Genomic DNA, 19,528 nt, shown 5'->3' on the forward strand with positions numbered 1-19,528 from the left:
CAAGAATACTATTGCTAGTACATCAACTAAATTTTTCTAGTGAGTATCTTGATAAAGGCGGGAATTAAAAATGAAAAATATTTTCTTCATTTTATTAGGGATTATCTATCTTTATCTAGCAAAGGCCATTGAATTAGTCATTATTAAGCAGCTATTTTTTTTAATTGGGCTAGCTTTAGTTGGTATAGGTAGTATCCGTTATTTAAAAGAGCGTTATATTGCCATACAAACTTTAACTGCCATGACGGAGGCTAGTGAGGAGGAGATAATGGCTATTCCTCATACACAATGTACAGTTTCCAGTGATGCTTTAAATGCTTTATTGTTAAATGAACAGACAAACACGCTTATTTTTGCACGAAGAGAAGCTTTAGACGAAGAACTAAAAATAATAGAGGTTCCATTTAACAGAATATATGAGGTTGCCATCATGGAAGATGAAGTATTTACGGTTAAAACAAAGAATCATCTAATGAGTGGTTCCTTACTTGCTGAAGCAGATGAAGTAGAAGAAGAGGAGGAGGATGTAGAAGAAGATACAATCTCACAGCTATCGTTAAAGCTAGTAGTAGATCATTTATCAGAGCCTATTCAAGAATATATGTTCATAGATAATAGTGAAGATCCTATATCAAAAGAGGATGATGACTATAAAGAAGCCATGGAGCTTTGTGAGAAATGGTTTCAAAAGATAAGTGTTATTATTAAACGTCATGAATTAGAACGAGTGCCGATAAGTCATTGGCAATAAGAGAGAAGGCTATCTCAAAATAGAAAAATTTGAGATAGCCTTTGTTGTCTAGATGATTAAATTTTAAATTGTTGTAGCTGCGTATTTAACGTCTCGGCCATTCCAGCAAGCTGATTTGCACTTCTAGCGATTTCATCCATTGTAGCAGCGGTTTCCTCAACGGTTGCTGTTGTTTGCTCAACGCCAGCAGCGGATTCCTGTGAAATGGAGGCCATATCATCAATAGAAGCATTAATGGTTTCTGAATTTTGAGCAAGCTGATTTAAATTCGTTGAAATGGTTGAAATATTATCAATCATATCCCCAACTGCATCCGAAATTTTTTCAAATGTTTCATTTGTTTCATCGAGCTGTGTTGTTCCTCTTTTTACTTCCTCATAGCCAGTCTGAAGGGCAGATGTTACATTGCCAGTCTCACCTTGAATACGATGGACAATTGTTGCAATATCCGTAACAGAGAACTGTACTTGCTCAGCAAGCTTTCGGACTTCATCTGCCACAACAGCAAAGCCCTTGCCATGCTCACCTGCTCGTGCTGCTTCGATTGCTGCATTTAATGCAAGTAAATTTGTTTGGTTTGAGATATCATCGATAACTGACACAAGCTTGGAAATTTCAGCAGACTGTTCATTTAAATTCTCGACCTTTTTCACAGAGTCTAATACAATTTCATTTATTGTAGCCATTTGTTTGGTAGATTGAACCATTAAACTTTTCCCTGAAACCGTTAATTTTTGAACATGACTAGAATGCTCACTTAATTCAATGCCCTCTTGTGTCGTTTCCTGAATGCTACGCTTGAATGCTGTCATTGTTTCTGCCAAATCACCTGTTGTGGATGCTTGTGTTTCTGTACCTGATGCTAGCTCTTGCATCGTTATTGTAATTTGCTCAGTACCTGCTTGTACTTCATTCGATGATTGAGCAAGTTCTTCACTACTAGCTGCTACTGTTTCAGAAACCGTGTAGATAGAGCGGATCGTTTGTTTTAGTTTTTCGTTCATATCATTTGCTGCCACCATTAACGTTCCAATTTCATCTCGTGTTTTGACAGGTAGAGACTCTAGCTGCAAATTTCCATCTGCTAATTCTTTCATTCGATTGGCTACGACTGTAACAGGTTTAGAGATGGTATTAGCTGTGATAATGGCAATTAGAATACCAGCTATAGTTAGGATCAAACTAAAGGCGATACCAATTGTTCGATTCTCAGAGCTTGTTGATACAACATCATTACCAACATCTGTAATGGCTTGAGCATGTTCATCTGCCAGTTTTTCGTAACCATATCGTACTTTCGTAACGAGTCCATGAGTATCCATTAAATTTTCTAAAGCTAATTCTTTATTGCCCTTTTGATAGATATCAAATACCTCTGTGTTGACAAGGGTACTCCAATCACGGGCGATAGCTACTAGTTGTTCGCGTTCATCTGATTTTTCATATTTGTCTAGAATAGCGTTATTTTCCTCAGCCATTTTGCGATATTCATCAAATGATTCTTTGTATTTTTCGTCACCTGTCAACACATAATTTAACGCTGCAGATAGGCGGACACTCATAGAGAGTGCTAAATTTTTACTTGCATTTAAAACAACTAAATCTTCTTTTACTAAATCTTTTGCCTGTTTTTCCATATTTGTATTGGAATTGTAAGTGTAGGTTGTAAAGCTAACTACTAAAACTAACAAAAGAATAAATGCACTTAAAATTCGAGTTTTAAGTGTTTTAAACTTGATTATGCCTTTCATTTTCCCATCCCTTTACTATCTCATTGAGAAATTTTTTCAATCACAAATACTATTTTATAACTATTTATGCATATTAATAAGCCTTTCGATAGAAATATTTAAAAATAGTTTTTTAGTACAATGACATAATTGTTTTCCTTTTATTAATAGTTAAATATATATAGATGTCTAACAACTGATTTATATATTTATGTAGAATTTCCTATGTGGAAAGAAAACGCACCTGAAGCAATTTGCTTCAAGTGCCATAAGTAAAAGTTTCTTTATTGTTTTTGATTTTTTGCTTGCCGCTCCCACTGTAGAAGTGAAGGATACGGGTCAAAAGCCCATTCGTTTCTGCCATTAAATTTATATATCCCATAATGAAGATGTGGAGGGAATTTGCCAGATGTACCTTCTTTCCCATACCCAGAGCTTCCAACATAACCAAGAACAGTACCAGGTTTTACAATTGAACCGACTTCAATATCCTTATGATAGCTACCAAGGTGGGCATAATAGTGATAGGAATTATGATTGTCGCGAATACCGATGCGCCAGCCACCAAATTGATTCCATCCTTTTACCTCAACAATTCCATAAGAGGTAGATAATACTGGCGTTCCATAGCTGGCAAAAATATCAGTTCCTTCATGAATTCGGCGTCCACCCCAACCACGATTGGCGCCCCAAGTGCCCCTGTAACTGTAATCAGAGCGAACATTTAACGGGAAGGTATGTGCATCAAGCTCAATTGTTTTAAAATGTCTGTACAATGTGGAGATGGTGAATATTTGATTGACTGCTTCTTCGCTTCCATAATATTCCCATAAAGCTAATTTAAAATCCTCATCAGTGGTTCCAAATTTCCCTAAATAACTAGCCATCGAGAAAATGACATCCTCATCATCCTTAGGACTGGCGATCCCATCGTGATTGCCATCAAGGCCCATTCCTCCGAAATAGCTGATTGTCTCAGGAGAAGTGTCTTCTTTTATAGGATTTAATGCACCTGACCAGTATTCATCAGAAAATTGGATAGCCAAATAACCTTCTCGTTTAGGGATATCTTTACGAACTGACTGTAGGTTTCTTTCATATTGATCGATAGCAGCTAAAAAATGCCAAGGAATGAGTAATTCGTCAAATTGTACATAATAGGACATACGCTGCTGTAAAATTTCTTCTTCTGTTAGCTCTTCCTTTGCAAAAGAGACAGAGGGGTACAGCATAATTCCTAAAAATAAAAATGTGAAAAGAAATGTAAAATGGCGATGCAATGATGGACCTCCTTTCTAACGTTAGAATAACCGAAATTTTTATCTTCATTCAGTAAGGTTCTATGTATGAAAACAGTTGATATATCTGCCATTTTTTTGCCCCGAAAAATAGAAATAATAAGAAGAAACTTCATCAAAGAAAAAGTAATGGTATCATCATGCTGTTAACTTCATACTATGTTATAAATCAAGCCCTGAATGGAGGGAAGGCTATTAACATTTTAGATAAAGTGAAAAACTATCGCGAAGAAGAAAACAGGCTGAAGTGGGAAGGGACATTTGCAGATTATTTAAACATCATTAGGGAAAGACCTGAAGTTGCTCAAACAGCCCATTCACGCGTCTACAATATGATAAAAAGTGCTGGTGTAGAGGAACGCGATGGGCAAAAAATGTACAAATTTTTCGGACAAGAAATTTTTGGGCTTGAAACAGCAATTGAAAGACTGGTGGAGGAATATTTCCATCCAGCAGCACGCAGGTTAGATGTTAGAAAACGTATTTTATTATTAATGGGACCAGTTAGTGGTGGTAAATCAACAATCGTTACTTTACTGAAACGCGGATTAGAACAATATTCGCGAACAGATGAGGGTGCGGTTTACGCAATTAAGGGATGTCCAATGCATGAAGATCCACTCCATTTAATTCCACATCATTTGCGTAATGAGTTCTTTGAGGAATATGGTATTAGAATTGAAGGAAGTTTATCGCCTTTAAATACAATGCGGCTTGAAAAGGAATACGATGGACGCATTGAGAATGTGATGATTGAACGTATTACTTTTTCAGAAGACAAACGTGTGGGTATTGGGACATTTACACCATCAGACCCTAAATCGCAAGATATTGCTGATTTAACAGGAAGTATTGATTTTTCTACAATTGGCGAATTTGGTTCAGAGTCGGATCCTCGTGCTTACCGCTTTGATGGGGAGCTAAATAAAGCCAATAGAGGAATGATGGAATTCCAGGAGATGCTGAAGCTCGATGAAAAATTCTTATGGAATTTATTATCACTAACTCAGGAAGGAAATTTCAAAGCAGGAAGATTTGCTTTAATTAGTGCAGATGAGTTAATCGTTGCTCATACAAATGAGACGGAGTATCGGTCATTTATTTCGAATAAAAAGAATGAGGCATTACATTCTCGAATTATCGTTATGCCAATTCCCTACAACCTGAAAGTTAGTCAGGAAGAGCATATTTATGAAAAGATGATAAAAGAGAGCGATATGTCCCATGTCCATATTGCACCGCATGCTTTAAAGGCCGCAGCAATCTTTTCGGTACTCACTCGATTGGAGGTACCGAAAAAACAAGGTGTGGATCTGATTAAAAAAATGCGCTTGTACGACGGAGAAAATGTGGAGGGATTTAATTCCGTTGACTTAGAGGAGCTGAAGAAAGAGTTCCCAAATGAAGGCATGAACGGTATTGATCCACGCTATATTATTAACCGTATCTCTTCTGCTATTATCCGCAAAGAGATACCATCGATCAATGCATTAGACGTTTTAAGAGCATTGAAGGATGGGTTAGATCAGCATGCATCTATTTCTCAAGAAGATCGTGAAAAATATATGAATTACATTGCGGTTGCTCGTAGAGAATATGATGAAATTGCTAAAAATGAAGTACAAAAAGCTTTTGTGTACTCTTATGAGGAATCGGCTAAAACATTGATGAACAACTACCTCGATAATGTAGAGGCATTTTGTAATAAAAATAAAATTTATGATCCACTTACTGGGGAAGAAATGAACCCAGATGAAAAATTAATGCGCTCGATTGAGGAGCAAATTGGCATTTCAGAAAATGCTAAAAAGGCATTCCGTGAAGAGATTCTTATTCGAATTTCTGCCTATGCACGGAAAGGTAAACGTTTTGACTATAATTCTCATGAAAGATTGCGAGAAGCCATTCAGAAGAAATTATTTGCAGATTTGAAAGATGTCGTGAAAATTACTACTTCTTCTAAGATGCCAGATGAATCGCAACTGAAGAAGATTAATGAGGTTGTGGCAAGGCTTGTTGATGAACATGGCTATAATACAACATCAGCAAATGAGCTGCTACAATATGTAGGAAGTTTGCTCAATCGATAACTATGTTGATTGTTCCAATTCAGATAGGAGTGTCCCATTTTTAGGGCACTCCTTTTATTATCAGGATGAGAGATTTATTTTGATTCAGCAGAAAACGCTCACCTTTATAGGTGGCGAGATGGATGCACAAATTGTTCTCTTTGGTTCAATGAAAAAATCTAGATAAAGTCTTAGCGGATGTTACAGATTTTGAAGAGTAGCTTTTCGAGGAAGCTCAAAAAAATCTGGAAGCAATTGATTTTATGAAAAAAGTTCAAAAATTTAGCTCACAAGCATAGTATAGAAAAAGCGAATTTGATAGATGGGTGAGGATAAAAATGACTGAACACGAAAATAAACGCTTTGTCATTTCTCAGGAAAATTGGTCCCTCCATCGTAAAGGGCACCAGGACCAGCAACGCCATATGGAAAAAGTGAAAGATGCGATTAAAAATAATTTACCTGATTTAGTTAGCGAAGAAAGTATTGTGATGTCCAATGGTCGCGAGGTTATTAAAATACCAATTCGGTCACTTGATGAATATAAGATTCGATATAACTATGATAATTCTAAGCATGTAGGGCAAGGACAAGGGGATAGTAGTGTTGGAGATGTAGTAGCGCGCGATGGAAGTAAGGCCAATCAGGCTCCAGGTAAAGGAAAAGAAGCGGGTGACAAGCCTGGCCAAGATTATTATGAAGCGGAAGTCAGTATTGAGGAAATTCAAAATGTTTTATTCCATGAACTAGAGTTACCTAATTTACAGCAAAAAGAAAAGGCAGATATTAAAACAGAAAAAATAGAGTTTAATGATATTCGAAAAAAGGGACTCATGGGTAATGTCGATAAAAAGCGTACCATTTTAAATGCATTAAAGCGCAATGCGATGCATGGGAAAGCAGAAATAACGCCAATCCACAATGACGATTTACGTTTTAAAACATGGGATGAAGTGGAGAAACCAGAATCCAAGGCAGTAGTGCTCGCCATGATGGATACAAGTGGCTCGATGGGAGCATTTGAAAAATATTGTGCCAGAAGCTTCTTCTTTTGGATGACGAAATTTTTACGATCAAAATATGAAACAGTAGAAATTGAATTTATTGCTCATCATACAGAGGCAAAGGTTGTTACAGAAGAGGAATTCTTTACAAAGGGTGAAAGTGGAGGAACCATTTGTTCTTCAGCTTATAAAAAGGCATTGGAATTAATTCAGGATAAATATCATCCATCTCGCTACAATATTTATCCTGTCCATTTTTCAGACGGTGAAAATATATCGATGGATAATGAAAAGTGCTTAAAGCTAGTAGGAGAATTAATGGATGTATCCAGCATGTTTGGCTATGGTGAGGTGAATCAGCATAACCGTTTCTCAACGCTTATGTATACGTATAAAAAAATTGATGATCCTAAATTTAGATACCATATTCTGAGAAAAAAAGGCGATGTCTATGACGCCTTAAAGAGCTTTTTCAAGAAAAATGAAGAGTAACAAGGAAGTTTGCTCAGCACCACGTTCAAAGGAGGGGGCGTAACATGGACACAAAAGAGCTTCATCGAGCAATAGATGAAATTACCGAAATTGCCTCAAGCTTTGGCTTAGATTTCTATCCAATGCGTTATGAAATTTGTCCTGCAGATATTATTTATACATTTGGCGCCTACGGTATGCCTACGCGCTTTTCCCACTGGAGCTTTGGTAAACAATTTCATAAAATGAAGCTTCAATATGATTTAGGGCTTAGTCAGATTTATGAGCTTGTGATTAATTCAAATCCTTGCTATGCATTTTTACTCGATACCAATACATTAACGCAAAATAAATTGATTATTGCCCACGTTTTAGCACACTGCGATTTCTTCAAAAATAATATACGTTTTTCTAATACAAGAAGAGATATGGTAGAAAGTATGACCGCAACCGCGGAGCGAATAGCTGGCTATGAGAGAGAATATGGCAAGGATGAGGTGGAGCAGTTTTTAGATGCTGTTTTAGCTATTCAAGAGCATATTGATCCATCTATTTTACGACCGAAGCTATCCTGGAGTGAGGAGGATGAGCTTGAGGAGGAAAAACCACCAGCAAAATCACCGTACGATGATTTATGGAGTATAGAAGAAAAAGAAAAAGTTTATAAACCAATCCGACGCCGATTAAGGCAATTTCCTCCTCAGCCAGAAAAGGATCTGTTGTTATTCTTAGAGGAGCATAGCCGTGAATTGGAAGACTGGCAACGAGATATATTAACAATGATGCGAGAGGAAATGCTTTATTTTTGGCCTCAGTTAGAAACAAAAATAATGAACGAGGGTTGGGCCTCCTTCTGGCATCAACGAATCATGCGGGAGCTAAAGCTAACAACTGCTGAAACAATCGAATATGCCAAATTAAATGCGGGGGTTGTGCAGCCTTCCAAAACATCGATTAATCCATATTATCTTGGGATTAAAATTTTCGAGGATATTGAAAATCGTTATAATAACCCTACTGAGGAAATGAAACGGTTAGGTGTTTTGCCAAATACAGGACGTGAAAAGATTTTTGAGGTTAGAGAGGTAGAATCAGATATTTCCTTTATTCGAAACTATTTAACAAAGGATTTAGCGAAGCGTGAAGATTTGTACTTGTTCCAAAAGAAAGGGAATGAATACCGTATAACGGATAAGGATCACGAGATGGTTCGCGATCAGCTTGTATCCATGCGTGTAAATGGAGGCTTCCCATACATTGTCGTAAAAAATGGTGATTATTTGCGAAATGGCGAGCTATATTTAGTTCATGGCTATGAAGGGATGGAGTTAGATCCACACTATTTAGAAAATGTATTGCCTTATATTTACCAGCTATGGGGACGTCCTGTTCATTTAGAAACCTATGTGGATAAAAAGCCGATGCTTTATTCATATGATGGCACAAAAAACTATAAACGCAATGTGTAATAAAAAAACTTCTATCTGTTGAGGGTACCATCAAGCAGATAGAAGTTTTTTCATCGTGTTGAAAAACAAAACCATCAATAGTCTTTTTGTGAAAGGTCATGCAATCAGTTGCAGGCTACTTGCTTTCCAGTTGCAGAGTACAGAGCTCTTCGTACTCCATAAAAAGGACGTTGGTGGAAAGGAAACAATCACTCGTCTTGTTTTCTGCTACTGATATGACTTTTTTAAACAAATCTACTCACCTTCTTCAGTTAATACATCAGGCTCTTCATTACTTTCACTATGGTTAGAGGATGAATGAATATCACTATCAATGACAAGACTATCCCGTACTTTAATGCCTTGTTGCCCACCAGCCTCGTCATTATTATTACCAGCAATACCACTTCTTCCATTACCGTCAGCAAATTGCGAATTGACGTTGCGTGTATGACTACCATTACTAGCATTTTGACCACCTTGGTTGGCATTTGTACCTACATCATGATTGATTTGGCCTCCGCCTTCCGCTCGTTGCTCAAAGTGAAAATCAGTATTTCCTATATTGAATGTAAAATTGATTGTTATATGATTCTTCCCTTGCTTGTTAGAGGATTCCTGCTCAGGTTCATCAGGTCCATAAAATTTTTTAGAATTAAAATTAGACATCGTTTCTCCTCCCTTCCTTTCCTATTACTATTAAGATATTAGTGCTTCGTGAACCCACCTGTACGTGTAGCCATGTTACCTAGAGAAAAGGTAGGAGTTCTAGATGGAAACTCAACGATTTTTGCTATCTATCCAATAAATTTGTTAAAATGAATGAGATTTGATTATTTAGTGAATGGGAACGGAGAAGTAACATTGAAAACATTTAAAAAGGTTTATATAGAAATTACGAGTGTCTGTAATTTAGCATGTAGTTTTTGTCCACCAACAGCTCGTGCAAAAGGGCTTATTAAAGTCGAACAATTTAATAAAATATTAGATGAAATTCGTCCACATACAAAATATATTTACTTGCATGTGAAAGGAGAGCCATTACTACATCCAAGAATTGATCAGCTATTAGATGCTGCCCATGCAAAAGGATTTAAAGTGAATATTACAACGAATGGTACGCTAATTAAAAAGAACCGCGAGAAAATATTAGGAAAGCCAGCATTACGCCAAATTAATTTCTCGTTGCATAGCTTTGATGGGCATGAAGGCTCCGAAAATCGCGAAAAATATTTAGGGGATATTTTAGATTTTGTGCGAGATTCTAGGGAATACAATACGATTATTTCCTATCGTTTATGGAATCTACAACAGGATCATGTTTCGGATGTTGCAGCCCGTCGCAACCGTGAGACTTTAGAAATGTTAGAAAATGAGTATAATCTTGATTACCGTATAGAAGAAAAAGTAGAGCCTGGAAAAGGGGTGAAAATTGCCCCTCATGTGTATTTAAATCAGGATCATGAGTTTAGATGGCCAAGTCTTCTAGAGCCTGAGGATGAAGGTAAGGGTTTTTGTCATGCACTGCGTAGTCAAGCAGCTATATTGGTGGATGGGACCGTTGTACCTTGCTGTTTGGATGGGGAAGGTGTCATAAATTTAGGAAATGTACACGAAAAATCCTTCTCCGAAATTGTAGAAGGGGAACGTGCCAATAAGATCGTAGCAGGCTTCTCACGAAGGGAAGCTGTAGAAGAATTATGTAGAAAATGTGGCTATCGTCAAAAGTTTGGTATGTAGCTACTAAAAGTTATGTTGAATAAAGAAGCAGCTCCACTGGTCATTGACCGTTGGAGCTGTTTTTCTTTGATTGAGAATCAATGGTATCTAAAAAATCCTTCGTAATACGAACTACATATTTGACCTCGTCTAAATTTCGTTCTCTTAATAATGAGCGATGAATGTCTAGCATGAGGTTTTTCTCCTCAATATCAGTAACGCCAGATAATTTTTGAAAATTAAATAGCTCCTCAGGGGTAATGTCTAATGCCTTCATGATTGTTTCCAAAGTACTTAAGGTAATATTAGATTGTCCATGCTCAATATTGGAAACCCTTCCTTTACTGAAACCTAACTTCCCTGTCCTTTCAGCCACTTCTTCTTGGCTAAGTCCTTTAGATAACCGAATAATCCGAAGTTGTTCACCTACTAGCTTTAAAAAATCTGACATATGATTCACCTCTAAGTTAAAAGCTAGTGAAAAACAATGGAAATGACTATACTATTATAGTGGTATAATAGAGAAAAAGTTATATTAAAATGGTACAATCTTTAGAGTAATACTTTATTCAGACAAATGACCTAAATAAATAACTAGGTATAATGCGTTAATGAGGATTGTATTCAGGGTATTAATTGGGACAGAGGATTGGAGGGTTCATATATGGTGAAGCAGTTTTTTTTAGAAGAAATAGCAAAAGTACAAATTGGTCATTTAATTGTGAATGATCAATGTTTTACTACGGAAGGTACTCCTTTTATCACCAAAGCAACACTATTGAAATTATTGGTAGATGATGATGCTAGTCAAGTACCAAAGATTGATCACACGGTTGATTCATTTGATTTGTCGCTAGTACCTGCAAAAAGCATCCTTCTCAATAAATTGAATTTAAAGGAAACCCTTATTTATCAATGTAAAAAAGCTGTGTGTATCGGTCATGATATCATTGCCATTATTCCGAATGAATCCATTGTTGTTAGTGATTATTTATTTCACTTTTTTAAATGGTATCAAATAAATAAAGAGAGGCGTCATATCTTTCGTTTAATAATTGAATTACCTCCTCTTGATATACAGCATAGAGTAGCTCAACTATTAAATGCTATTCAACATTTATTAATAAATAAAGATTCTTTAGTCACAGCGGTAGAAAAGCTTCCACAGTATTTCGATAATGTGTCAAAACAAGTGAATCAGCATTCGAAAAACTTACATCATAGCTTTGAACAGCTCCAATATCTATATGCTGATATGTTACATAAGGTTTTTAATGGAGATTTTCTAAATGATTCCTTTCAAAGGTTGAGCAATTAACATAAGTCGGTGCAAATGGATTGGGCAATCCTTGCACCGACTTGCTAAATTTCAATAATAATTGGTAAAATCATGGGCTTTCGCTTTGTTTGGGTAAATAAATATTGTCCAACAGCTCTTTTAATTTCTCGGCGAAGGACATGTATTTGCTGTCTGCCTTCTTCTTGAAGCTCATTGACGATTTCCTTGGTAAGCACATTGACTTTAGTTAATAGTGCCTCGAAATCTTTTGCATAAACAAAACCACGTGAAATGGTATCGGGTTCTGAAATAAAAGCACCATCAGCTTTATTGAGTGTCAATACAATAACAAGCATTCCGTCTTCTGAAAGTTGCTTGCGATCACGGAGGACAATTCCTTCGACCTCACCAATGCCAATCCCATCTACATACGTATCCCCAGCAGGAATTTTCCGTGTTTGCCTTGCCTTCGCATGTTCAATATCAACAACATCCCCATTTTTCATAATAAATGTATGTCCCTTTTGAACGCCAACAGATTCTGCTAATAAACGATGTTGATGTAACATACGATATTCACCATGAATAGGAATGAAGAATTTAGGCTTCATAAAGGTCAGCATAAGTTTCAAGTCCTCTTGATGACCATGACCTGATACATGCATACCTGTATGACTGGAAGAACCATAAATAACCTTAGCACCAAGCTGGAACAAATTGTCCACAATTCGAGAAACGCCCTTTTCATTACCTGGGATTGGTGAAGCGGCAAGAATGACTGTATCATCTGGCAAAACTTTTATCTCACGGTGATTGCCATTTGCTATTCGTGCGAGGGCAGCTAGAGGCTCGCCTTGGCTACCAGTGCAGAGGACGACCACCTCTTCTGGTGGGAGGTATTTGACCTCTCGTGCATCAATTAACAGATCTTCTGGTACAAATAAATAACCTCGTTCAATCGCGACATCAACGACATTGACCATGCTACGCCCTACTAAAGCTAGCTTCCTATTGGTGGCAATTGCTGCATGTACGATTTGTTGGATGCGATTAACATTTGAAGCAAAGGTTGAGATGATTACTTTTCGTTCAGCATGTAAAAAGGCTTCCTCTATATGATGCCCTACAAGTTGCTCAGAAGGGGTCAAACCTGGTCTTTCTGCATTTGTACTTTCTGAAATAAGAACAAGCACACCCTTTGAACCGATTTCAGCCATTTTATGAATATCAGCAAACTGGTTGTTAACGGGCGTTAGATCAAATTTAAAGTCTCCCGTATGGACAACATTTCCTTCAGGGGTAGCTAAAACGATTCCTAAACAATCGGGTATACTATGATTAGTTCTAAAGAAACTAATATCGATTTGTCCTAAATGTAGGGCTGAATCAGCATGAATTTCAATTAAATCCGTTTCTCTTAAAAGTTTATGTTCCTTAAGCTTTAACTCAATAAGTCCGAGCGTGAATCGGGTAGCATACACAGGGACATTTAATTTTTTTAGTAAATAGGGAATTCCACCAATATGATCCTCATGTCCATGCGTGACAATTAATGCCTTAATTTTCTCCTTATTATCAAGTAAAAACGTAATATCAGGAATGATTAAATCAATTCCGAGCAGGGTTTCATCCGGAAATTTTGCTCCACAATCAATAATAATTATGTCATCTGCATATTGTACTACATACATATTTTTACCGATTTCATTTATGCCACCTAGGGCGAATATGGATAATAGCTGTTTACTTGTTGACAACGTATTCCCTCCTATAGTTTTAAATAAAGCCATCAATAATTGCCTTTGCCATAGGTAGTATAGCTTTTAGCATTTCATCCTATACGAAATTTGCAGTGCGACTAATTGGATAGCACGAAGAATAGAATGGGGAGATAACAAAAAGCAAAGACAGCTCAGTGGAGCTAAAATCAAAATAAGAGGAGGCAGACCTTTGTCTAATTTTGTGCAACATGCCATTTTTGAGCATAGATTTTGGCTAGAAATCATGCAAAACCATGCTCAATTTATTCATGACGCCCTTTATCCCTCAGAAGAGGATGATATTCAAAGAGCCCATACGTATATTTATCAATTCTCGCAGCTACTTACCTATGTCCCTTCACTCGATGAAACAAATGCTGTATCTTTTTCAGTGTCTGTGGACGACAATGTTGAGCAATTTAAGCAGTTCAAGCTTCATCTACTTAGGCATCAATTATTGGGAGATATCGGGATTCATTTAACGCCTACGTTTGTCAACCATATGGTTAATGAATTAGAAGAATATCAAAATGTGCTGGGTTATTTGAAAAAAGGAGAAGCACCACCTATTTTTCATGAGCTTCATCATCATTTAGTTTGGCTTTTAGATGCCTCCGGACATGCAGGCATTATCAAGGATGATTTAGATGGTGTTGAGAAGCGCTTGAAGCAAAAGAGCCATGAGTTTGCCCAACACTTTGAGCAATTTTATTTAAAGGCTGTTGAATTAACAGGCTATTTACGTACGAATATGAATTCCTTTCCTGCTTTAAAACGCTTTAATAAAGATGTTGAGCTTGAAATGACATTATTTAAAACATTTTTAAGAGAACTAGAAGAAATGGAGCTAAGTGCAGAGGTGCTAGGTACATTTACAGCTCCGATGGCGGATCATATGTGGCGTGAAGAGCAATACTATTTAACGAAGCTTGCACAGGCTAGAGAACAAGATCAGTAAAACAAGAGGCTATCTAAACTCACTAGATAGCCTTTTAAGTTAGGGATGAATCACTACTTCTGTTCCTATTGGCACAATACTGGCTAGCTCTTCAACATCTCGATTTTGCATACGGATACACCCATGTGAAACAGCATGCCCAATCGAGCTAGGATCATTTGTGCCATGAATTCCATAGTGTTCTTTAGAAAGACTCATCCACATCGTGCCAAAGGGGCCGCCAGGATTTGGTGCTTTATTGATGATCATAAAACTACCTACTGGTGTTTCGTGAAGCATGCGTCCAACTGCAATCGGGTATTGTTTTTGAAGGATATTGTTTCTATATAAACGTAGCCATCGATTGTTGGTAGATATCTCAATACGGTAAGGAATTGTTTCGGGCTCGGGCAAGCCGGGGAGGATGATTTGTTGACCCATGAAAAGATGATCAGGCTGAATTCCTGGATTAGCAGCGATAATGGATGCCAAAGGTGTACGGTAATCTTGAGAAATTTGAGCAAGGGTTTCACCAGCTTTGACAGTATGAATCAATTATTATTCCCTCCAATGCAATGGTTTATTGTTCTACTATATGCTTCAAATGTTTTATGTAATTTTAGGAATGCAAGGTTTTTCTGTTTCTGGACAGAATAAGCAGTGACATTGCAGGATTAAGGGGCATAAAGATGAAGGAATTTAAAATTACGTATTTTTTTGATGAGATACATTATGTTCGAAGATTCATTTTTATTGAATCGCAACAAGAGGCAGAAAAATTAGTGAAAAATGAACGTGATCAATATATTTCCTTTACGGATAGTAGGGGGATATACCATGAACTGCACACAAAGCATGTACGAGTTATTCAAATAGCTGAGTATCATCGAATTGATAAAAGTGCGAAAGAGAAAGACACATAATCTGTTCAGCTTTACACACATTATAGGAAAAGGAGTGTGACAGAATGGACATCGAAAAAATACCACATGAAAAGAAAATGTTCATGAATTTAAATAGTAAGGACAAGCCTGACATGGTTGAATCAGATACGATCAGTCTTTTCGATCTGCATGAAGATATGCAAACTGTAGATGCCATTCCGATAGAGGAACTCAATAAGCGTGTAAAAAGAGAAGGCGACGAATTAATTGAAATGCAGCCAGATGAACTATAGGAGGTAAAAATAATGAATCATGAAAAAGACGTCCAGTTTACATCTGCAGGCACAAATATTAACGAAGTGAAGCAAAAAAATGCAGAGGCAGGATTATCGTATAATGAAGTGAAGGCCCTGTTAGCAAAAAGCGGTGGGCATGGAACAGCCATTTATAGTGACACAGATATTGAAGAAGTGAAACAAGACATACACAAGCATCAATATTAAACATTTTGGGAGGAGCAAGGTATTGAGCGCTCTTCCCTTTTTATTTTACAATGGTGAAAAATAAAGGAGTTGTAAGAGCATGTCAACTGAAGAAAAGAGATGTCCATTATGTGGGGGAGAAAATCAATGTGGTGTGGCAAAAGGAGAAAAAGAGTGCTGGTGTATGACAGTCAGCATTCCCGAACACCTGTTAAAAACAGTGCAAAGAAAGCCAAATATATGCATTTGTTCAACATGCATAGATACATATAAGAAAGAGCAAGTATAGTTTTTTACGATGATTAAGCCTGATAAAAATTGAGCAATTGGTACAATTGTCTATCGCACAACAACCTAGCAGGCATACATTACTCTGAAAGGAGTGTGTCTAATGGCTAAACCAATTGAACTTAGTAATGTGACAAAGGCATATTTAGAGGAATATCAGCGAATCCTCAAAAAAATGATGCAGGGTATGACCTATGTTACCATTACTTGTAGCATCTCAGAAAATTTTATTAAGCAAATCATCCCTCATCAAGTTGCAGCAATCCAAATGTCTGAAAATGTTTTACGTTATACAACGAATATACCTGTGCAAAATCTCGCATTAGAAATCATTCGAACACATACAGAAATGCTTGAGAGTCTTGAAGCGATACAAAACCGATGTTGTGTCGTGCAAAATTCAGAGTATAAATTATACGAGTATATGTGTGCTTACAAAGAAATTACAGAAGCTATGTTCAATGCAATGTGTGCTCCACCAGTCTCTAATAGTATTAATATCAATTATCTTCGGGAAATGATTGTCCATCATCAGGGGGGCATAAGACTGGCACAAAATGTGCTTAGGTTCTGCATCTGTCAAGAATTAATTCCAATCCTACGATGCATGATTCAAACGCTATGTGAGCAACTAGAAGCCATGGAAAAGCTACTGGATAGCTTACAAAATTGCGATTGCGAGTGCTAACATTAACGATAATTTTATATGGGAAGAAGGCGCTAAGATCAATCGGGATTTTAGCGCTTTTTCTGCATAAAGACAGTGTTTAACTAAGAAAATAAGAAATTGTCAATAAAGTGGACGAAAAAATAATAATGTGTAAAGAATTAAATGAGCATCTATTTTTGTCTTTCTATTGTTGGTAAAATATATATGTTTTATTAGTTGAAGGTAATAAAGAAAAATCTATAATTGGCTTTAAAATATTGGTAATTTTATTTTACTTTAATACAACTAGGAGTGGGAGCTATGTTCAAAAGGAAGAAGATTAATCAAAGTTATGATTATTTCTCAGCTGCGAAAAATTCAGACATCGAAACAAATGAACGCTTTAAAGAAAAATTGGATTTCCTTGCTTTATCTAGAATTAGGCGAGAATCTGTTGGGTTTTTACGTAAAATTTACGAGAATAATCGACAGCATATACTCGATAATTTTTATGCTCGTCTACTGGAAATTCCAGAGTTTAATCATGTCATCAATACACATTCATCAGTAGAGCGCTTAAAAGGGCTGTTTGATACACACTTTATAAGCTTATTTGATGATGAATTGGATTTAGATTATGTCTTTAAGCGACGGAAAATTGCGTATGTTCATGCTCGAATTGGTGTACTACCAAACTGGATGATTTCTGCCTATACACTGATCAACCAACTAATCATTCCACTGATTGTCAAAGAACTATCTCGTGATGAAGAGAAAATGCTGGATGTTTTATTGTCTTACGATAGCTTAGTAACAATTGATCAGCAAATTATTTTAGAGACCTATATTGAAATTCAAGCAGGATCTGTTGTAAATGGATTAGGTGAAATTATTACTTATAATACACAGTTAGATACCATTAAGGAATTGATTGAATTTCAAGAGATTCAGCAACAGGAGATTGTTGCAGCAGATCAATTAATGCATGAGTTGGACGAGAGTATTGAAGAAATTGCCACATCTGTTGGTGATATTTCAGAGCAAACAAAGCATGCCTTTAAAAAATTAAATCAGGATTTAGAATCATTACAACAAGTATCATCTATTTTACAGACGACTGATGAAGGTCATAAAGCAATGCAGGAAGATATTAAGCGTTTAGTTGAACGTGTAAATAGTGTAGCGAAATTGATGGAATTAATTAAAAAAATAGCAGATCAAACAAATTTGTTGGCTTTAAACGCATCAATTGAGGCAGCCCGTGCTGGAGAAGCAGGAAAGGGCTTTGCGGTTGTTGCAGAGGAAGTAAGGAAACTTGCTGATGATACAAGTACATCTGTCAAATCTATACATACAGATATACAGGAACTACTTCATATTACCCATAATATTAGCTCATTGACGACTCAATTTTCCCAAGATTTACATCAAGGTGTTACAGATACTTTATATATATCACAGACGCTAGCAGAGCTAAATAAAAACTTGCAGCAGCAGGGCGCGCGCTTTGAGGAAATAGCTACAACGACAAAGGTACAGGCTCAATCTGCTACTACTATTTCTGAACGTAACCATACTATTACGGAGAGCATGCAAAAAAGTAAGGTAATCGTTTTTGATATGGGCTCTGCCATTTATAAGTTAAGTAAAATGATTGATGGATACCGATCCACGACGATTTCTAAAAACTTTATTATTAGCCAAGAGGATATTATTGAATTAGCCATTACTGACCATCTATTGTGGAGATGGAAAATCTACAATTTGCTACTAGGCTTTGAAACGATGACGGAGCAGGATGTAGGGTCTCCAAAAGAATCACGCCTCGGCGAATGGTATTACGGCACCGGAAAAAAACTGTTAGGTGATGAGCGTGTTTACGCAGAGTTAGAACAGCCTTTTATTCACGTGCATGATATAGCAAAAAAAGCAGTGCGTGAATACAATGTAGGCAATAAAACGGGCGCTGAAAAATACCTGAAAGAAATTACGGATGAATCGTATGTTGTAATTGAAAAATTAAAAGAGTTAAAGGAAATTTTATTGAGCGAGAAAAAGCAATACATTCATTAAAAATGGAGGGCAAGCTAATATAGACTAGCTTGCTCTTTTATAGATTAATAGGTGGGACACACATAAATGTCACTGTTCGCTTTTGGCTATCATAAAGACACCATTCACGGTGATTGATAACAGAGCCTACATTCACACCATACTGCTTGTCTTGTAACGCAATTGGCTGCCCGAAGCGAATACGAATCGGCAGCTTTTTTTGTTGATGATAAAGACCTGATTCGTGACTATGCCCAAAGAAAAATAATGATTTTTGAAAGGGTGGGAAAGTCGGCTGCCAGCTTACATTCCACTGAAATTGATGACCGTGCATAAGCGTGGCCCCATCAATCTCTATTGTCTCAGGTAATGCTTTAAAACGTTCGATACCAGTGACCTGAGTAATACGTTCTTCTTGATTGCCTCGAATAGAGGGGAAGGTTAGCAGTTTTTCAAATTCTCTTTCTATTATGGCCGCCTTTTGCAAAGGTAAGCCAGATATGGTTTGTGCCTTTTTCTTACTAACAGTGCATTCATATAAATCACCTAGCCCAATGATCTTTGCTTCCTCTGCTGTTTGTTGAATATGAGCTAGAACAGCCTTAGTGTCTTCTATATTAGAATGTAAATCTCCTAAAAGTGCATAAAGCATTTAAACCCGGCCTTTCCTAAAAATAATCGTACAAGTATCATACACCCAATAGAAA

The 19,528-nt window shown here is 36.8% G+C and carries 20 protein-coding genes; 13 read left to right on the forward strand and 7 right to left on the reverse strand.

Annotation, left to right across the window (positions count from 1 at the left end; all coding sequences use genetic code 11):
* Window positions 1-70 precede the first annotated feature (70 nt).
* On the forward strand, window positions 71-751 hold the full coding sequence (locus tag CD31_RS08600; protein WP_036076915.1) for a hypothetical protein: 681 nt from the start codon (window positions 71-73) through the stop codon (window positions 749-751).
* 56 nt (window positions 752-807) lie between these two features.
* On the opposite strand, the gene CD31_RS08605 is transcribed toward CD31_RS08600, so the two are convergent.
* Complete coding sequence (locus CD31_RS08605) at window positions 808-2,502, reverse strand: methyl-accepting chemotaxis protein (RefSeq protein ID WP_036076917.1); 1,695 nt, start codon at window positions 2,500-2,502, stop codon at window positions 808-810.
* 263 nt (window positions 2,503-2,765) lie between these two features.
* Window positions 2,766-3,761, reverse strand: coding sequence for a M23 family metallopeptidase (locus CD31_RS08610; RefSeq protein WP_036076918.1), 996 nt, complete (start codon window positions 3,759-3,761; stop codon window positions 2,766-2,768).
* A gap of 212 nt (window positions 3,762-3,973) precedes the next feature.
* Between CD31_RS08610 and CD31_RS08615 the strand changes: the two genes are divergently transcribed.
* The 3 genes from CD31_RS08615 (at window position 3,974) to CD31_RS08625 (ending at window position 8,792) form a co-directional block, all read left to right on the forward strand.
* Entirely contained in the window at window positions 3,974-5,869 is a 1,896-nt protein-coding gene (locus CD31_RS08615; protein ID WP_036077019.1) for a PrkA family serine protein kinase, read from the forward strand.
* Window positions 5,870-6,186: 317 nt separating this feature from the next.
* Window positions 6,187-7,344 carry a sporulation protein YhbH gene (gene yhbH / locus CD31_RS08620; RefSeq protein ID WP_036076919.1) on the forward strand — a complete coding sequence of 386 codons (1,158 nt, stop codon included), beginning with the start codon at window positions 6,187-6,189 and terminating at the stop codon, window positions 7,342-7,344.
* Window positions 7,345-7,388: 44 nt separating this feature from the next.
* Window positions 7,389-8,792 carry a SpoVR family protein gene (locus tag CD31_RS08625; protein ID WP_016993462.1) on the forward strand — a complete coding sequence of 468 codons (1,404 nt, stop codon included), beginning with the start codon at window positions 7,389-7,391 and terminating at the stop codon, window positions 8,790-8,792.
* A gap of 234 nt (window positions 8,793-9,026) precedes the next feature.
* On the opposite strand, the gene CD31_RS08630 is transcribed toward CD31_RS08625, so the two are convergent.
* Window positions 9,027-9,440, reverse strand: a complete 414-nt coding sequence (locus CD31_RS08630) for a hypothetical protein (protein ID WP_016993463.1) — start codon at window positions 9,438-9,440, stop codon at window positions 9,027-9,029.
* Between the two features lie 195 nt (window positions 9,441-9,635).
* Between CD31_RS08630 and CD31_RS08635 the strand changes: the two genes are divergently transcribed.
* Entirely contained in the window at window positions 9,636-10,511 is an 876-nt protein-coding gene (locus CD31_RS08635; protein ID WP_016993464.1) for a radical SAM/SPASM domain-containing protein, read from the forward strand.
* Window positions 10,512-10,551: 40 nt separating this feature from the next.
* On the opposite strand, the gene CD31_RS08640 is transcribed toward CD31_RS08635, so the two are convergent.
* Window positions 10,552-10,941 (reverse strand): helix-turn-helix domain-containing protein, encoded by a 390-nt coding sequence (locus CD31_RS08640; protein WP_004225641.1) that lies wholly within the window; start codon window positions 10,939-10,941, stop codon window positions 10,552-10,554.
* Between the two features lie 213 nt (window positions 10,942-11,154).
* Between CD31_RS08640 and CD31_RS08645 the strand changes: the two genes are divergently transcribed.
* Window positions 11,155-11,808, forward strand: a complete 654-nt coding sequence (locus CD31_RS08645) for a restriction endonuclease subunit S domain-containing protein (RefSeq protein WP_016993465.1) — start codon at window positions 11,155-11,157, stop codon at window positions 11,806-11,808.
* Window positions 11,809-11,852: 44 nt separating this feature from the next.
* On the opposite strand, the gene CD31_RS08650 is transcribed toward CD31_RS08645, so the two are convergent.
* A complete protein-coding gene (locus CD31_RS08650) occupies window positions 11,853-13,526 on the reverse strand; it encodes a ribonuclease J (RefSeq protein WP_016993466.1) in 1,674 nt (557 codons plus the stop codon).
* A gap of 193 nt (window positions 13,527-13,719) precedes the next feature.
* On the opposite strand from CD31_RS08650, the gene CD31_RS08655 reads away from it, so the two are divergent.
* Window positions 13,720-14,487, forward strand: a complete 768-nt coding sequence (locus CD31_RS08655; RefSeq protein ID WP_016993467.1) for a DUF2935 domain-containing protein — start codon at window positions 13,720-13,722, stop codon at window positions 14,485-14,487.
* A 39-nt stretch (window positions 14,488-14,526) separates the two neighbouring features.
* Here CD31_RS08655 and CD31_RS08660 read toward each other — a convergent pair whose 3' ends face one another.
* Window positions 14,527-15,021, reverse strand: a complete 495-nt coding sequence (locus CD31_RS08660; RefSeq protein WP_036076922.1) for a L,D-transpeptidase family protein — start codon at window positions 15,019-15,021, stop codon at window positions 14,527-14,529.
* A 134-nt stretch (window positions 15,022-15,155) separates the two neighbouring features.
* Here CD31_RS08660 and CD31_RS08665 point away from each other — a divergent pair, with 134 nt between their 5' ends.
* The 6 genes from CD31_RS08665 to CD31_RS08685 all read left to right on the forward strand — a co-directional run bounded on the left by CD31_RS08665 (window position 15,156) and on the right by CD31_RS08685 (window position 18,842).
* Window positions 15,156-15,389, forward strand: coding sequence for a hypothetical protein (locus CD31_RS08665; RefSeq protein ID WP_036076925.1), 234 nt, complete (start codon window positions 15,156-15,158; stop codon window positions 15,387-15,389).
* Between the two features lie 44 nt (window positions 15,390-15,433).
* Window positions 15,434-15,643, forward strand: a complete 210-nt coding sequence (locus CD31_RS08670) for a hypothetical protein (protein WP_004225632.1) — start codon at window positions 15,434-15,436, stop codon at window positions 15,641-15,643.
* A 12-nt stretch (window positions 15,644-15,655) separates the two neighbouring features.
* A complete protein-coding gene (locus CD31_RS08675; RefSeq protein WP_036076927.1) occupies window positions 15,656-15,853 on the forward strand; it encodes a hypothetical protein in 198 nt (65 codons plus the stop codon).
* A gap of 79 nt (window positions 15,854-15,932) precedes the next feature.
* Window positions 15,933-16,121: a cysteine-rich CWC family protein gene (locus tag CD31_RS22955; RefSeq protein ID WP_081977478.1), complete on the forward strand. Its 189-nt coding sequence runs from the start codon at window positions 15,933-15,935 to the stop codon at window positions 16,119-16,121.
* Window positions 16,122-16,223: 102 nt separating this feature from the next.
* Window positions 16,224-16,808 (forward strand): DUF305 domain-containing protein, encoded by a 585-nt coding sequence (locus tag CD31_RS08680; protein ID WP_036076929.1) that lies wholly within the window; start codon window positions 16,224-16,226, stop codon window positions 16,806-16,808.
* Window positions 16,809-17,090: 282 nt separating this feature from the next.
* Entirely contained in the window at window positions 17,091-18,842 is a 1,752-nt protein-coding gene (locus tag CD31_RS08685; protein ID WP_036076931.1) for a methyl-accepting chemotaxis protein, read from the forward strand.
* Window positions 18,843-18,879: 37 nt separating this feature from the next.
* Here the strand turns inward: CD31_RS08685 and CD31_RS08690 are convergent, their stop codons facing one another.
* The gene (locus CD31_RS08690; RefSeq protein ID WP_036076934.1) at window positions 18,880-19,473 is read right to left on the reverse strand and encodes a metallophosphoesterase family protein; all 594 of its coding nucleotides are present in this window, start codon (window positions 19,471-19,473) and stop codon (window positions 18,880-18,882) included.
* Window positions 19,474-19,528 lie beyond the last annotated feature (55 nt).

The organism is Lysinibacillus boronitolerans JCM 21713 = 10a = NBRC 103108, from assembly GCF_000772935.1.
GTDB lineage: Bacteria > Bacillota > Bacilli > Bacillales_A > Planococcaceae > Lysinibacillus > Lysinibacillus boronitolerans.

Coding starts and splice junctions, on each gene's coding strand:
- CD31_RS08690 (WP_036076934.1), bottom strand. CDS start 19,473: ATGCTTTATGCACTTTTAGGAGATTTACATTCTAATATAGAAGACACT.
- CD31_RS08640 (WP_004225641.1), bottom strand. CDS start 10,941: ATGTCAGATTTTTTAAAGCTAGTAGGTGAACAACTTCGGATTATTCGG.
- CD31_RS08675 (WP_036076927.1), top strand. CDS start 15,656: ATGAATCATGAAAAAGACGTCCAGTTTACATCTGCAGGCACAAATATT.
- CD31_RS08645 (WP_016993465.1), top strand. CDS start 11,155: ATGGTGAAGCAGTTTTTTTTAGAAGAAATAGCAAAAGTACAAATTGGT.
- CD31_RS08670 (WP_004225632.1), top strand. CDS start 15,434: ATGGACATCGAAAAAATACCACATGAAAAGAAAATGTTCATGAATTTA.
- CD31_RS08685 (WP_036076931.1), top strand. CDS start 17,091: ATGTTCAAAAGGAAGAAGATTAATCAAAGTTATGATTATTTCTCAGCT.
- CD31_RS22955 (WP_081977478.1), top strand. CDS start 15,933: ATGTCAACTGAAGAAAAGAGATGTCCATTATGTGGGGGAGAAAATCAA.
- CD31_RS08630 (WP_016993463.1), bottom strand. CDS start 9,440: ATGTCTAATTTTAATTCTAAAAAATTTTATGGACCTGATGAACCTGAG.
- CD31_RS08600 (WP_036076915.1), top strand. CDS start 71: ATGAAAAATATTTTCTTCATTTTATTAGGGATTATCTATCTTTATCTA.
- yhbH (WP_036076919.1), top strand. CDS start 6,187: ATGACTGAACACGAAAATAAACGCTTTGTCATTTCTCAGGAAAATTGG.
- CD31_RS08605 (WP_036076917.1), bottom strand. CDS start 2,502: ATGAAAGGCATAATCAAGTTTAAAACACTTAAAACTCGAATTTTAAGT.
- CD31_RS08680 (WP_036076929.1), top strand. CDS start 16,224: ATGGCTAAACCAATTGAACTTAGTAATGTGACAAAGGCATATTTAGAG.
- CD31_RS08665 (WP_036076925.1), top strand. CDS start 15,156: ATGAAGGAATTTAAAATTACGTATTTTTTTGATGAGATACATTATGTT.
- CD31_RS08625 (WP_016993462.1), top strand. CDS start 7,389: ATGGACACAAAAGAGCTTCATCGAGCAATAGATGAAATTACCGAAATT.